Source organism: Parascardovia denticolens DSM 10105 = JCM 12538 (assembly GCF_001042675.1).
Taxonomy (GTDB): Bacteria; Actinomycetota; Actinomycetes; order Actinomycetales; family Bifidobacteriaceae; genus Scardovia; species Scardovia denticolens.
Genome location: NZ_AP012333.1, coordinates 1,667,012 through 1,680,404 on the forward strand (window position 1 = coordinate 1,667,012; position 13,393 = coordinate 1,680,404).

Annotated in this window: 13 protein-coding genes; 5 read left to right on the forward strand and 8 right to left on the reverse strand. The window is 55.9% G+C overall.

Annotated elements, in window-relative coordinates; genetic code table 11:
• Positions 1-2: 2 nt before the first annotated feature.
• From atpA to atpB, 5 genes are all read right to left on the reverse strand, one after another.
• Complete coding sequence (atpA, locus tag PSDT_RS06920) at positions 3-1,673, reverse strand: F0F1 ATP synthase subunit alpha (protein WP_006288629.1); 1,671 nt, start codon at positions 1,671-1,673, stop codon at positions 3-5.
• Positions 1,674-1,687: 14 nt separating this feature from the next.
• The gene (locus PSDT_RS06925; protein WP_006288628.1) at positions 1,688-2,506 is read right to left on the reverse strand and encodes a F0F1 ATP synthase subunit delta; all 819 of its coding nucleotides are present in this window, start codon (positions 2,504-2,506) and stop codon (positions 1,688-1,690) included.
• A gap of 3 nt (positions 2,507-2,509) precedes the next feature.
• Complete coding sequence (locus tag PSDT_RS06930) at positions 2,510-3,067, reverse strand: F0F1 ATP synthase subunit B (RefSeq protein ID WP_006288627.1); 558 nt, start codon at positions 3,065-3,067, stop codon at positions 2,510-2,512.
• A gap of 84 nt (positions 3,068-3,151) precedes the next feature.
• Complete coding sequence (gene atpE / locus PSDT_RS06935; protein ID WP_006288626.1) at positions 3,152-3,382, reverse strand: ATP synthase F0 subunit C; 231 nt, start codon at positions 3,380-3,382, stop codon at positions 3,152-3,154.
• Positions 3,383-3,503: 121 nt separating this feature from the next.
• Complete coding sequence (gene atpB / locus PSDT_RS06940; RefSeq protein WP_006288625.1) at positions 3,504-4,310, reverse strand: F0F1 ATP synthase subunit A; 807 nt, start codon at positions 4,308-4,310, stop codon at positions 3,504-3,506.
• Positions 4,311-4,752: 442 nt separating this feature from the next.
• Between atpB and PSDT_RS06945 the strand changes: the two genes are divergently transcribed.
• Positions 4,753-5,715, forward strand: a complete 963-nt coding sequence (locus PSDT_RS06945; RefSeq protein WP_006288624.1) for a glycosyltransferase family 8 protein — start codon at positions 4,753-4,755, stop codon at positions 5,713-5,715.
• Between the two features lie 49 nt (positions 5,716-5,764).
• Here the strand turns inward: PSDT_RS06945 and PSDT_RS06950 are convergent, their stop codons facing one another.
• Positions 5,765-6,739, reverse strand: coding sequence for a glycosyltransferase family 8 protein (locus PSDT_RS06950; RefSeq protein WP_006288623.1), 975 nt, complete (start codon positions 6,737-6,739; stop codon positions 5,765-5,767).
• Positions 6,740-7,284: 545 nt separating this feature from the next.
• Here PSDT_RS06950 and PSDT_RS08680 point away from each other — a divergent pair.
• Positions 7,285-7,416, forward strand: a complete 132-nt coding sequence (locus tag PSDT_RS08680; protein ID WP_263053130.1) for a hypothetical protein — start codon at positions 7,285-7,287, stop codon at positions 7,414-7,416.
• A 13-nt stretch (positions 7,417-7,429) separates the two neighbouring features.
• Positions 7,430-7,963 carry a DUF4230 domain-containing protein gene (locus PSDT_RS06955; protein ID WP_006290098.1) on the forward strand — a complete coding sequence of 178 codons (534 nt, stop codon included), beginning with the start codon at positions 7,430-7,432 and terminating at the stop codon, positions 7,961-7,963.
• A gap of 151 nt (positions 7,964-8,114) precedes the next feature.
• Here PSDT_RS06955 and PSDT_RS06960 read toward each other — a convergent pair whose 3' ends face one another.
• Entirely contained in the window at positions 8,115-9,581 is a 1,467-nt protein-coding gene (locus PSDT_RS06960; RefSeq protein ID WP_006288621.1) for an MFS transporter, read from the reverse strand.
• Positions 9,582-9,591: 10 nt separating this feature from the next.
• Complete coding sequence (locus tag PSDT_RS06965; protein WP_006288620.1) at positions 9,592-10,638, reverse strand: nucleoside hydrolase; 1,047 nt, start codon at positions 10,636-10,638, stop codon at positions 9,592-9,594.
• A gap of 272 nt (positions 10,639-10,910) precedes the next feature.
• On the opposite strand from PSDT_RS06965, the gene PSDT_RS06970 reads away from it, so the two are divergent.
• Both PSDT_RS06970 and PSDT_RS06980 read left to right on the forward strand, forming a co-directional pair.
• Positions 10,911-12,170 (forward strand): glycosyltransferase, encoded by a 1,260-nt coding sequence (locus PSDT_RS06970; protein WP_223293526.1) that lies wholly within the window; start codon positions 10,911-10,913, stop codon positions 12,168-12,170.
• Positions 12,171-12,995: 825 nt separating this feature from the next.
• Positions 12,996-13,391 (forward strand): MobC family plasmid mobilization relaxosome protein, encoded by a 396-nt coding sequence (locus PSDT_RS06980; RefSeq protein ID WP_006288617.1) that lies wholly within the window; start codon positions 12,996-12,998, stop codon positions 13,389-13,391.
• Positions 13,392-13,393 lie beyond the last annotated feature (2 nt).

Genomic DNA, 13,393 nt, shown 5'->3' on the forward strand with positions numbered 1-13,393 from the left:
TGTTACTCAGCTTTCTCGCCCGGCTCGTTCGATCCGGAACGGTCGCCTGAAGGACGGGCGGAGATGACTTCCTGTTCCACCTTGGTGAGCTTGGCGGCTTCGGCCTTCACGTTCACCAGAGGAGTGCCGTCCTTCTTCACGTACACGCGACGGTAGGCGTCCACGGCCTGGGCCAGCTTCCGCTCGGTCTCGGCGGTGAAGTCCCCGGTCGTATGGATGACGTCGAGGATGTCGGTGTTGTGGTCCACGTAATCCAGAAGACCATGCTCGAAGGGGAGCACATCGGCCAAATCCAGGTCATCCAGCTTGCCATGGGTGCCGGTCCAGATGGAAACCACTTCCTGCTCGGAACTGTAAGGAGAGAACTGAGGCTGCTTGAGCAGTTCCATCAGGCGGGCGCCACGGGTCAGCTGGGCCTTGGAGGCCGCGTCCAAATCGGAGGCAAACATGGCGAAGGATTCCAGCGAACGGTACTGGGCCAAGGAGATCTTCAAGGTTCCAGAGACCTTCTTCAGGGCCTTGGTCTGGGCGGCGCCACCCACGCGGGAGACGGAGATGCCCACGTCCACGGCCGGGCGCTGGTTGGCGTTGAAGAGGTCGGACTGGAGGAAGATCTGCCCATCGGTGATGGAGATCACGTTGGTAGGAATATAGGCGGACACGTCATTCGCCTTGGTCTCGATGATGGGAAGGCCGGTCATGGAACCGCCGCCCATGTCATCGGACAGCCTTGCGCAGCGCTCAAGCAAGCGGGAGTGCAAGTAGAAGACATCGCCAGGGTAAGCCTCACGCCCCGGCGGACGACGCAGAAGCAGGGAGATCGAACGATAGGCCTCGGCCTGCTTGCTCAGGTCATCGAAGACGATGAGCACATGCTTGCCGTTGTACATCCAGTGCTGGCCGATGGCGGAACCGGTGTAAGGGGCGATGTATTTGAAACCGGCGGAGTCGGAAGCGGGGGAAGCCACGATGGTGGTATATTCCATGGCTCCGGCGTCTTCCAAGGAAGCGCGCACGGAGGCGATGGTGGACCCCTTCTGGCCCACGGCCACATAGATGCAACGGACCTGCTTGGAAGGATCCCCGGTCTCCCAGTTCTTCTTCTGATTGATGATGGTATCGATGGCGATGGCGGTCTTACCGGTCTGGCGATCGCCGATGATGAGCTGACGCTGGCCGCGGCCGATAGGGGTCATGGCGTCGATGGCCTTGATGCCGGTCTCCATGGGCTGGTCCACCGGATGCCGGTGCATCACATCGGGAGCCTGGGCTTCCAGGATCCGGCGGCCTTCGCTTTGGATCTCACCCAGGCCGTCGATCGGATGCCCCAAGGGATCCACGACGCGGCCCAGGTAGCCATCCCCCACGGGGACGGACAGGACTTCGCCGGTACGGCGGACTTCCTGCCCCTCCTCGATGCCGATGAAATCACCGAGGATAACCACGCCGATTTCGCGGGCGTCAAGGTTGAAAGCCAAGCCCAAGGTGCCATCTTCGAAGGTGAGCAGCTCGTTGGCCATGCAGCCGGGCAAGCCCTCCACCTGCGCGATGCCATCGCCGGCGGTCTTCACATATCCCACTTCCTGGGTCGGTGCGCTAGACGGCTTGTAGGATTCAACGAAATCGTTGAGCGCCTGGCGAATCGCGGCGGGATCGATGGTCAGTTCTGGCATTGATCACTCCTTTTCTACAGCACCCGCTGCAAATCATGCAGCTGTGCCACAACTGTTGTATCAGTCACCTGAGCCCCCACCTGGATGCGCAGGCCGCCGAGGACGGTCTCGTCGACGACCGAGTTGATGTGGACGGGATGATTGAGTTTCTGTGTATAAAGATCGGTAATACGCTGGGTCTGCTGGTCGGTCAGGGGAACGGCCGAAGTCACCGTGACGACCTCTTCCCCGGAATGGTCGGAGATCTTCTCGATCAACCAGGAAAGGGTGGAGAGATAACGCCGGTTGCGCAGGTCCCGGGTCGCGTGTTCGGCCAAGGTCATGGTGATGGGGTCCAAATCGTTTTTGCCCCCCAACAGGGTCCGCAGGCAGGCGACCCGCTTGTCCGGATCCACGGTGGGGTCGGACAGGTAGGAGCGCACGGCGGTCAGGTTGAGGATGGTGGAATGAATCTTGGCCAGTTCCACGGCCACGCGGCCGATCTTGCCTTCGGCGTCGGCCTGGTAAAGGACGGCGTCGATGGCCAGGTCCTCCACCCCGTTGGAGATGTCGGTGACCCGGCTCCACTGGCAGGCGACCAAGGCCCGCAGAATCTCCAAGGTCCTCGGTTGCACTTTGCCTTCGAGGATGGTGGAGACGAGCGCTTGCTTGTCTTGCGCCGAACGGGAGGGGTCGGTCAGGGCCCTTTCCAGCTTCCGGTTGGAGTCCAAGACCGCGGAGAAGCCGAAAAGCTCCTGGGAGATCCGGCCTGCGGACAGGCCGTCCTCCTTCAGACGGGAACCGAAGTACCGCCTTACCGACTGCTCAGACGCGAGTGATGTCTCTCCGTGCATGCCTCACCGACTCTCCTGGCTCTTCAGGCCTTCCGCGGATCCGGTGCCTTCCATGTTCGAAATCATGGAATCGATCATGGAATCCTGCACGGCGCTGCTCTGCAGCTGGGTATCCAGGATTTTGCCGGCCAAGGCGGTGGCCAAAGAACCGACTTCGCCCTTGAGGGCGACCAGAGCCTGCCTTTGTTGGGACTCGATGGACTTCTGGGCTTTATCAGAGATCTGCTTGGCCTCCGATTCCGCGCGGGACCGGGCGTCGGCGATGATGTTGGTCGCCTCGGCGCGGGCGTTGTCGCGGATCTTGGAGGCCTCCACACGAGCGTTCTTCAGCTGATCCTCATACTTCTGCTTGGCCGCTTCCGCCTCTTGGCTGGCCTTCTCTGCCTTTTCCATGTTCCCTTCGATGCGGCGCGCGCGCTCATCGAAGATCTTCTGGAACCTGGGCATGAAGAAGACGAAGAAGAAAACAGCAAGGACCACGAGGACCACGAGCGACCAGAACATGTCGTAGGTTTCCGGGACGAAAAGCGAGATACTGGATGAGCCTTCGGCTGAGATCACTGCGCACCTCCTTTACTGTGTTTGTTCAGCTTGTTCACTATCAATTGCACGACCGTTGCCTGTTGCTTTCGCGAATCCAGGTTGCTATCTGGCCATAAGGAAAGTGACGAAGCCCAGCAGGCCCAAAACCTCGACCACGGCGAAGCCAATGTACATGATGGTGTTGAGCTTGTTGCTCACTTCGGGCTGGCGGGCGGTGGATTCCAGAGCCTTGCCGAAGATCATGCCCAGACCGATACTGGGGCCTAGAGTAGCCAGACCGTAGCCGAGCACGCTCAAGTTACCGCCGACAGCTGCGAGTGTCACGAGATCCATGTTTCCTCCTTATGCGAATTTCGCTAAAGTGTTGAGACTCCCGGCGGATGCCCGGAACCTCGGTCTTAAGTTGCCTTAAGTCTTTAATTTTAAAACCGGACCATGTCCGGCAGCCCCGGGTTTATTCGGCCTCGGGGAAGCTTGAATTGATGTAGACCGTGGTCAGCACGGCGAAGATGTAGGCCTGAAGCAGGGCGACGAACATCTCGAAGCCCGTCAGAGCGAAACCGCCCAGGAACCAAACCACGCCCGCCAGCTTGATGGCGCCGAGCTGGGAGACCAGATAGAAATTGGTCAGGCAGAAGCAGATGGCAACCAGCAAATGCCCGGAGATCATGTTGGCGAAAAGCCGGATGGTCAGGGACATAGGGCGGAAGAGGAAGAGCTCCAGGAGCTGGATGGGGGCCAGGATGATGTAAACCGGCCATGGGATTCCAGCCGGGAACATCTCCCTTTTGAGGAATTTGAAGAAGCCCCCCTGCTTATGGGCCGTCCATACGTAGGAGCCGACCGCGATCAGGGCGAAGAAGAGAGGCATGACCACGGTGGCCGTGGCGGCGATGTTGGCGCCGGGGATGACCCCGCAGAGATTGAAACAGGCGATGGTCAGGAAGATGGCGGTGATCAGGGGGGTGTATTCCTTGCCCCTCAGCTCCCCCATGACCTGGTAGGTGATGTTGTTCTGCACGAACTCGATCACCCATTCCACGGCCCCCTGCCAGCGGCCGGGAACCAGCTTGGCCCGGGCGGCGGTGATGCCGAGGACGAGGATGATGAGCGCGGTCATGATCAGGCGGATCATGATGATGCGATTCATGCCAAAGACGGGGTTGTTGATGAAAGGCTTGGGAAGGAATTCATCCAGCCCAGGAAGCTTGCTGGGAAGTTGCAAAGCCGATAGGGTCACGGTCGATGCCAAACCGTTCATATCCGCCTCCTTACGTCTGCCTTTTTGTGCAAACTCGACTCACTATAGTCCCCTTGACCGAAAAGCCGCAATCGACACTTAAGTTCGAGCGTTTCTTCGAGGACTCGTCTGGCCAACTTCTAAAAACCTATGATATATCATATCGCATGAAAGGACTTTTCGCTGATTCGCGACATGCGGGGGACGGAAAGGTCACCTTCCGGCGCGCTTTGGGAAAGGCGGCTTTCCTCCCTCCGGCACCTCTTGGGAAGGGCCGCTCCCCGACCTGGTACCAACCGGGTTTCACCTGGTACCAACCGGGTTTCACCTGTCGCAAGGCTGAAACCCATTTTCGTGTGAAGGTTCTGTGAACCTCACTTATCCCCTGTTCATAGAAAGGCCTATCATGGGACGAAGTGCCTGGGCCGGACCCAGATGAAAAACCAAACCAAAGAGGTATCCCATGCCCACAACAGTCCCCATCTTCTATGCGACCGATGAGAAATACGCCCCCTTCCTGTCCGTTTCCCTCACATCTCTGATCGCCAATACGGACCCGACGGCGGACACCACCTACCGCATTCTCATCGTCCACAGAGGCCTGAGCGAGGAATCCCAGCAGCTCTTCCGCCAAATGGCCACGGACCGCATCGCCATCGAGCTCTACCCCATGGAGTCCTACCTGATCGAGGCCATCAATTCGGACCGGAACAAACTCAACGCCGACTACGTGACCATGACCATCTACTTCCGTCTCTTCCTGTCCGAGATGTTCCCTGGCCTTGATAAGGCCATCTACTTGGACGCGGACACCGTCATCAACGCCGACATCGCCCAGCTTTACCGGACCGATTTAGGGCATGACCTCATCGCCGCCGTGGCGGACAATTTCGTGGCCGCCAATCCCGAGACCGTCTATTACGCCGAAGAAGGCCTGGGCATCCCCTCCGACCAATACGTCAATTCGGGCATGCTGCTCATGAACCTCAAGGCCATGCGGGAGGGCCATTTCACCGAGCGGTTCGTGCAGCTGCTGAACAAGTACCACTTCGAATCCATCGCCCCCGACCAGGACTACTTGAACGTCATGTGCAACGGGCGGATCCATTACCTGGACCGGCGGTGGAACAACATGACCGGGGATGGAACTGAAGGGCCGGATCACCCTAAGATCATCCACTACAACCTCTTCGGCAAGCCTTGGCACTACCGCGACGCCCCTTTGGCGGACTACTTCTGGCGCTACGCCGAAGGGTCGGCCTACTATCCCAAGCTGATCGCCATCCTCAAGGAATTCTCCCAGCGCGACCCCTCTTTTGATGACAAGCGCAAGGCGACCATGATGACCGGGGCCGTTTCCATACCCAAAAACGAGGTGACTTTCAGGAAAGTGGCCGAAAGCGGGGTGGATCTGCGAATCCAGTGAAGCCTAGGGAGACCTAGGGAAGCCTGGCCTCAAACGATATGCTGGCCAATCAGCCAGCCAGACGAACCCTCACCCCTTCTTCCTCCAACTTGCGGAAGGTGACCTCATTCTTCGGCACCCGTAAAGCGCCGGCGATGAGCTTGGCCTTCTTACGCGCATCGGAATTGGCGTCGGTCTCAGTGAAATTCTCCACCCCCTCGACCAGCTGGGAGTAATAAGCGGACCCCTCGGCATACCGCCAGAAATAGTCGGCGTTGGTGGCATCCCTGTAATTCCAAGGCTTGCCGAAGAGGTTATAGTGGATGATCTTGGGATGCTCGGGCCCGGACGTCCCATCGGCCATCATGGTGTTCCACTCGTATCCCAGCATCAGGATCCGCCCCCGGCAGATGACGTTCAGATAATCCTGGTCCGCGGCGATGGATTCCACATGGTAGGCGTTGAGCAGCTTGACGAAGTGGTCCACGAAGCCCGCCTCCCGCATGGCCTTGAGGTTCATGAGCAGGACTCCGGAATTGACGTATTCGGATGAAGGGATGCCCAAGGCGTTCAGGGTGTAATAGGAGGTCTCCTCCCCCGCGGCCACGAAGTTGTCGTTGACGGCGGCGAAGAAGTTGTCCCCCAGATCGATCCGATAGAGCTGCGCGATGTCCACATTGGTGACCGTGTCCGCGTCTAGGTAGATGGCCTTGTCGATGTCCGGGAACATCTCGGACAGGAAGAGACGGAAGTAGATGGTGAGGGTCTCGTAATCGGCCCTCAGCTTGTTGTGGTCCGAATTGATGGATTGAATCATGTAGTCCCGCATGGGGTACAGTTCCACGGCGACCTTGTCCGTGGACATGGCCTGGAAGATCTCCTGCGCCTGCTGACTGAGGTCTTTGTGGACGACGATGACCCGGTAGGAGGTATCGGACGTGGGGTCGGTGTTGGCAATGAGCGACGTCAGGGCCACGGATAGGTAAGGAGCGTATTTCTCGTCAGTGGTGAAGAAGACTGGGACGATTTCACGGTTTTCACGCATAAGACACCTCGATTATGCACACGTTGCGAGAGCGGGTCAACTCGTTCAACCGTAGTCAGACAGGTCTACATACAGGCTCATATGACAGACCCACATAACAGGCCAACATTGCAGGCTCACATGACAAGCCCCCACCTGACAGGCTCATATTGCAAGTCCACATGATGGGCTCACATTGCATAGGCACACAGAGGCATGGCTGATTAGGCCGACCTTGAAGCAGGGGGAAAAGACAAGGGAAAGATAGTCAAAAGACAAACAGCCGTGTATACGAAACGAGGTTACAGAAAACAGGCCGCCATTCCCAACCCCGATTTTTTGTAACCTCGTTTCGTATACACGTCATCAGCCTTGGCCAACCTTTTGTCTACCTTGATCAACCCTGATCAACCTTGGTCTACACAACCCCATCCCCCCTACCTTATGCAAATCCACTTCCCGGCCCTGCCCAAGTCAAAAATTGATATGATGAGACCGGATGATTCCACTGTGAGGTGGAAATTCCACAGGAAATTTCTTATGAAGCCTTTTATGAAGGAGCGATCATGGCAAAGAGTGAAAGCCAAGCGGAAAACCAGCCAGAGAACAGGCCAAAGCCGAAAGGAAGAATCAAACAATCAATAGGGGGGGTTGACTGGCTTTCTTGTTGGTATCGTGGTGACTTGCATCCTGGTTAGTGTCGCCCCTCGCATGTTCAGCGCGATGCCGATTTTCTCGCAAGACAATTCAACCATCCAGACTTATGCCGTTTTCAAACAAATTAAATCGGAGAATGAGCTGACAACCGCCTCCCAAGCATATGATATCGCCGACTGGTATGGCGGTTCAACGAAGATCAAGAATTTCAGCATCCCCTTCACCTCCAGCGGCTTTGTTTACCGCTATTCCGGGACCATCAAGGCCGGGGTCAACCTTAAGACAGCCAAGTTCAAATTCCGGAAGAAGGACAAGACCATCGTAGTCACTCTGAACCAGCCGATGATACTGTCGAATACGATGGACCCCAAACGTACGGGCGTTCGGTATGAGGAAAACAACATCTTCCATCAGCTTTCCCCTTCTGATTTGGACATCCTGCAAAAGAAAATCATCAAACAGAGCGAGTTCGAATCAGTCAAGCTGGGGATTCTCAAACAGGCGAAGGCCAACGCCGAGAAGAACTTGAGTCTTGTTTTCACCAGTGCATTAGGCAAGGATTATCAGGTGCAAGTGATTTGGAGATAACAACCCAGAGATAGTCCAAAGGCAACCCAGAGAGAGCGCGGAAATTGCCTGAAGATGACAAATAACAATCGCCGATAAAACAAGGGGCGGTACGGAGAAATCCGGGCCGCCCCAAACTATGATTATTAGATCATTGAATAATCAAAATAGCCTAAAAATAGCCACGACCGACGAATCGCCCCTGGACTCTCTTGCCTTCCAAATTCTTGCGGAAGACGAAAACCAGAATCAGAGTGATGATAGACGCAGCCAGCATGATCCAGAACATGTTGGCGGTTTTGTTGATGGCCGCGTTCCCCGCCATGATCCAGCCATGAGAGGCGAAGCCCCTGTTGACCATCAGGCTGCTGTAAATGGCCAGACCGATGGAAGCTGCCGTGTTCATGGTCAGATCGCAAATGCCAATGCCTCGGCCATTCTCCTCGACCGGCAAAGCGTCGGACGCGGCGTCGTAAATCGGCGTGTAAACGATGGTGATGCCGGCGATGAAAAGGCAGGCGAAGAAGGTCAACAAGACGAAGCTGGTCTTGATGCACAAGGCGCTGCCGCCGAAGCCAACAATCATGAGGACGCTGGAGAGAACCATGGTGTTGAATCTGCCCAGCTTATTGACAATCGGCCCGGAAACCACGCCAAGGACAGTGGCCACCAGATAGACGAAAGTCAGGTAGAAGGAGACCTGGGTCAGCGAAATGGAGTAAATCCCCTCGCCAATGACCTGATAAATGGGCACGCAGGCGAAGTTGAAGAAGTAGTAAACAAAGAGGATGAGGATGCTGCTCATATAGGCTTTGTTGGTCACGAACTTCTTACTGAGGAAGGGATTCTTGCCTTTGGCCACGTAGAAACCGAAGACCAGGGAGAGGACGACCGCGGCCACGATGTACCAAACGCTGGGATAAGAGAAATAGATGGCGATGAAGGCGGCGATCAGGGCGAAAATCAGGATGCCCAGGACGTCGATTCTGGATCCCTTCATGCTGATGTCGGGCGTGTTCTTGAGCAGCAGGGGCACAAAAAGCACGGACAGAGCCGGAATGAGCAGAAGCCACTTATAGCCGATGGATTCCAGCAGGCCGCCGGCGAAGACTCCGATGGCTGCGGCCAGGTAATAAGCGGCGTTGTAGATGCCCAGATAGATGGCCTTCTCCTTATCGGTCAGATATTTGACTGACATGACCAGGAAGACCGACCCCGCAACTTGGCCGCCGGCCACCTGGATGATGCGGGCGACGAGAATCAGCCAGAAATCACCGGAGCCGAAGAAGCCCAGAAGACTGCCCAGAGTCAGGGCGCTGACCCCGAAAATGGTCATATGCTTGGGTGAGATGAAGTCGCACAGGGTTCCGTAAAGCATGCAAACCACCCCCAGGATGATGCCGGGCAGGGTGCTGATCAGGGAGGCGCTGGCCGACATGTGCAAGGAGTCGCCGATGTTCTGGTAGACCAGGTTGAAGGCTTGGATCATCAGGGTTCCCAGCACGAAGATGATAAGCAGAGCGGGAAGGGCCTTCTTCGTCTTGGCCCGGTTCTCTTCGAAATCAGATGGTTTGGCTTCGGAAATTCTGGTATCGGAAACCCTAGTGTCGGAAGGCTTGGTTTGATTTGCTCCAGTCATGGCCTACCTCCTACTCCTCGGCCTTGCCAGAAGTGCCAGCAGCGCCAAAAGTGCCGGCGTTGCTGACATTGCTAGCCTTCCCAGCACCGCTTGCGAGCGCGAAAAGATGCTTCATGAAGAGGCCCTTGAAGCGTTCACGGTCCAGCTGCAAAGCCACCTTGGTGTTCTTGGGTTCGGCCAGCAGACGTCTGGGGTCGCCGATGGTCCGACCGGCGGAAGGGCCTTCCGTTTCGCACATGAGGTTGATGGGGAAGGTCTTCACCAGGCTGGGGTCGATGGCCACGGCCGCGGCCAGGGGATCGTGCAGGTTGCAGCCGCCCAGGTAGGAGGGGTCGTACTTCTTGCTGACGCCCAGGTAGTAAAGCAGCATGTCATGGAGGAATCGCGCGGTTCTGGTGGGGATTTTGCCCAGCTCATCCACGTCTTCCTCCGTCATCAAGGCCTGCATGGTGACGTCCAGGCCGACCATGGTGATATCGGCCGCGGTGGAGTACATGTAGTCGGTGGCCTCAGGGTCGACGGTGGCATTGGCTTCGGCGAAAGGGCTGGCGTTGCCGGGCTGGGTCAGGGATCCGCCCATGGTGACGATGGTGATCTTATCGATGATATCCGGCGCTTTCTTCAGAGCGGTGGCGATGTTGGTCGAGCAGCCGGTGGGGACGACCACCACTTCCCCCTCCGGATCCCCTTTGGGATGCTTGCGAACGGAATCGATGATGAAGTCGACCGCATTCCCTGCGGCCGGCCCGTGCTTGGGGGTCGCCGGGATGGTCACATCGCCGACTCCGTTATGTCCATGCCAGAGAGCGTGTTCTTCCCACGTCGGCTCGTAAGGCTCAGTCGCCGACAAGCCGCGGTCGCAGCCACGGTACACGGGCACGTCATCCCTACCAAACATGGCCAGAATCCCGAGGGCGTTCCTCACCCCCCGATCCACGTTGACGTTGCCGAAAGCCCCCGTGATTCCGATCAGCTCGGCGTCCGGCGCGGCCAACGTGTACACAATGGCCAAAGTGTCATCAATGCCTGTGTCAAGATCAAGGATGATCTTCTTCATTTTCAGCTCCTCTGCTGTTTGGATCTGGCTTTCCCATCATACTCATGGCGCCGCGACCCTCTTCCTCTTGAACCGCCTGGCCCGCGTTCTGGCCGATCCGCGTCGCCGATGGGGTGGGCCGACAACCTCGGCAACCCCGGCAAGAGGCTGGCAAGAGGGGTGAAGACCGGGGAAGGCATCAGGAGGAGGAGTGGAAAGACTTTCCGATGTTTCTTCCCTTTCGGATGTCTCTTCCCGAGAACCACTGCAATCATATTGTGAAAAGGGTTAAAATGATTGATAATGATAATAAGGACAGTTCATCGAGGGTCGCGGTCAGAGTGGACCGCATCAAGACGACCGAAAGGATGGCCTCCATGAAAGTACTCATCGTTCCTATGTTCGCCCGCGCGACTACGAGCGGACCATGGTCACGGGCGCTCGCGATAAGTAAAGCATTGGATGACGCAGGTCACGAGATCCTCATGGGGGTCGCAACGGACGGTAATTGCGACCCGCCTGCGGGAATGGCGACGTTCCAGATCCCCGCCCCATCGCCCCTGGGACTTCCGAGCTTCCTGTCGCGGAACATGCTCCCTGCCCTCAGCAAATTGGGAGTCGTTGGCAAAGTGCGGATAAAAAGTTTCGAGGAGGTGCTGCATTTCGCCGGAGCTCTGGATTATCGCTACATATGCGATAGCGTTGAGCCCATCCGAAAAGCGATCCGGAGGTTTTCTCCAGATGCGATTTACTCCGAAGTCAATATATCTGCGATACTCGCCGCCAGGATCGAAGGCGTACCGGTTTTTGGATCATCCTCATATACAACCCGTAAAGCCTATGCAAGCGCCCCGAAGTACGCGTCTGGCGTCAGGCGTTTCATAAGCGAGTTCTCCTTGCCTCCGATAAATTCCTCCCTGGAGCTGTTCGACTGGTTAGAGCGAAAATTTATTCCGAGTACTCCGTCTTTAGAACCGGTGGATGATCCGAACGTCGTGTACTGCGGGTTTATGAAAAAGCCGGTGGATTTTGATGAGCGACAAAGAAAAGACCTCATATTAGTGTATATGGGGAATGGTTCGGTGAGCTCGAAGAAGCTCGAGAAGACGCTGACGGAAGTTTTTTCGGACTCTGACTATTCTGGTTATAAGGTCATCGTCGCCGGATCAAAGGGGAAAAAGCGAATTGGCAATATATTTTTCGAGAAAAGAGCGGAGTTCTCCCGCTTATTTCCCAGGACGAAGGTGTTCATTAACCACGGCGGCCAGAATTCCATGATGGATGGCATCAGCTATTGCGTTCCGCAAATCGTATTCCCCAGTAAGGCGTTTGAGAGGAACTTCAACGCCCAAAGCCTTGAACGGGTTGGGGCAGGAATTAATTTGAGCGCAAAAGGACTGAATCCCGACTCACTTCATGAGGCGCTCTCTGCCATAGAATCGAACGAAGCGTATTATAAAGACAACGCTCGCAGCCTGAGGGAGGAGCTGATCAGCCTTGGCTGCACAGACACGATAATCCGTACAATGCTTGATGTCCTGGACCGCGCCTGATGGGGGCCCCTCCTGCCTCACCCGATCATGCGGATCCTGCAAATCTTGATTCATAACCCAATCCTTTCCTGGACATGTACGCTTCCATCCAAGCACGATCGACCAGCATACGGGGGACATAAAAAAGGGCTGTAAAAAGGGCTGTTCCCACTCAATCTCAAATGAAAACAACCCTAAAAAAACATTTCAGCAGCCCAACAGCCACCGTCATCTTTTTCTCAGATGATAATAGAGAAAACCCGCAGTCCAGATAACAGCAAATCCGCACGCATAAAGCCATGTAGTCGCGTCAACCCACGACCGCCACCGGAACAAAGGAAAACCGTGCCCAAGAAGCACAAAAACCTTCGCCACCAGCACGCCCCATACAAACTGGAGAACCATGCTCCCCAGCAATTTCATCCTATCGCTGCGCCGCATAGCCGCCTTCCTCGTGCATCATAGCGAACCTTCTTTAAACGAGCAAAAGGGATTTCATCCCTCATATACCAAATCCATGGTACAACATGCTTTCTCAAAGCTCATCGAATTCCAAACTCTCACGTCATTGTTTGCCTCCTTCTTCCTCAACTAATCAACCGGTTTCCGGCCGGTCGTCCGAAATCGGGCCTGTGGCCCGATTTCGGAATAGCAAGGATAGCCTAGAGTACGTACTCTAGGCGCAACGATAAAAATCGTTGTCCTTGTGGGAGACCCACACCCCTCGCGGTTTTTCATTGCCAGCAATGAAAGAAGATGAACGATCCCTTCGTATTTTATGTTCCTGATACGTGCGCGATCGTGTGCATGATGAGAATGTAGCTACGCATGAATAGGGGCATATAAATGAGTTGGAAAGGCAGCCGAACCAGAAATATTCGGAGAACGGTTCTCTTCACTGACGAGGAGTGGAATCATGTTTATGAGCGCTACCAAGTCGAAGCGGGGGACGGCCAATCCTTTAGTAAATGGGCGCGCTCCACTCTCTCGGAGCCTTTTGCCATCACGGTGGAAATCAACGCTGACACCGACAAGCTCCACGAACAAATCAGAGGAATGGCAAACAATATTAATCAAATCGCGCACGTCGCCAATGCGAGGGGAAACATCAGTCAGGAAACGATACGCGAGGCCACGCTCCTACTCCGACTCGTACAGGAAAAACTCGATAGACTCCATGAAGAGAATCTCATTCTCATTGAAAAACAAGCAGCCCACGCGTACGGGAAACAGGCGGAATAATC

Coding starts and splice junctions, on each gene's coding strand:
- atpE (WP_006288626.1), bottom strand. CDS start 3,382: ATGGATCTCGTGACACTCGCAGCTGTCGGCGGTAACTTGAGCGTGCTC.
- PSDT_RS06970 (WP_223293526.1), top strand. CDS start 10,911: ATGATTGATAATGATAATAAGGACAGTTCATCGAGGGTCGCGGTCAGA.
- PSDT_RS06925 (WP_006288628.1), bottom strand. CDS start 2,506: ATGCACGGAGAGACATCACTCGCGTCTGAGCAGTCGGTAAGGCGGTAC.
- PSDT_RS06955 (WP_006290098.1), top strand. CDS start 7,430: ATGTTCAGCGCGATGCCGATTTTCTCGCAAGACAATTCAACCATCCAG.
- PSDT_RS08680 (WP_263053130.1), top strand. CDS start 7,285: ATGGCAAAGAGTGAAAGCCAAGCGGAAAACCAGCCAGAGAACAGGCCA.
- atpB (WP_006288625.1), bottom strand. CDS start 4,310: ATGAACGGTTTGGCATCGACCGTGACCCTATCGGCTTTGCAACTTCCC.
- PSDT_RS06980 (WP_006288617.1), top strand. CDS start 12,996: ATGAGTTGGAAAGGCAGCCGAACCAGAAATATTCGGAGAACGGTTCTC.
- PSDT_RS06965 (WP_006288620.1), bottom strand. CDS start 10,638: ATGAAGAAGATCATCCTTGATCTTGACACAGGCATTGATGACACTTTG.
- atpA (WP_006288629.1), bottom strand. CDS start 1,673: ATGCCAGAACTGACCATCGATCCCGCCGCGATTCGCCAGGCGCTCAAC.
- PSDT_RS06960 (WP_006288621.1), bottom strand. CDS start 9,581: ATGACTGGAGCAAATCAAACCAAGCCTTCCGACACTAGGGTTTCCGAT.
- PSDT_RS06945 (WP_006288624.1), top strand. CDS start 4,753: ATGCCCACAACAGTCCCCATCTTCTATGCGACCGATGAGAAATACGCC.
- PSDT_RS06950 (WP_006288623.1), bottom strand. CDS start 6,739: ATGCGTGAAAACCGTGAAATCGTCCCAGTCTTCTTCACCACTGACGAG.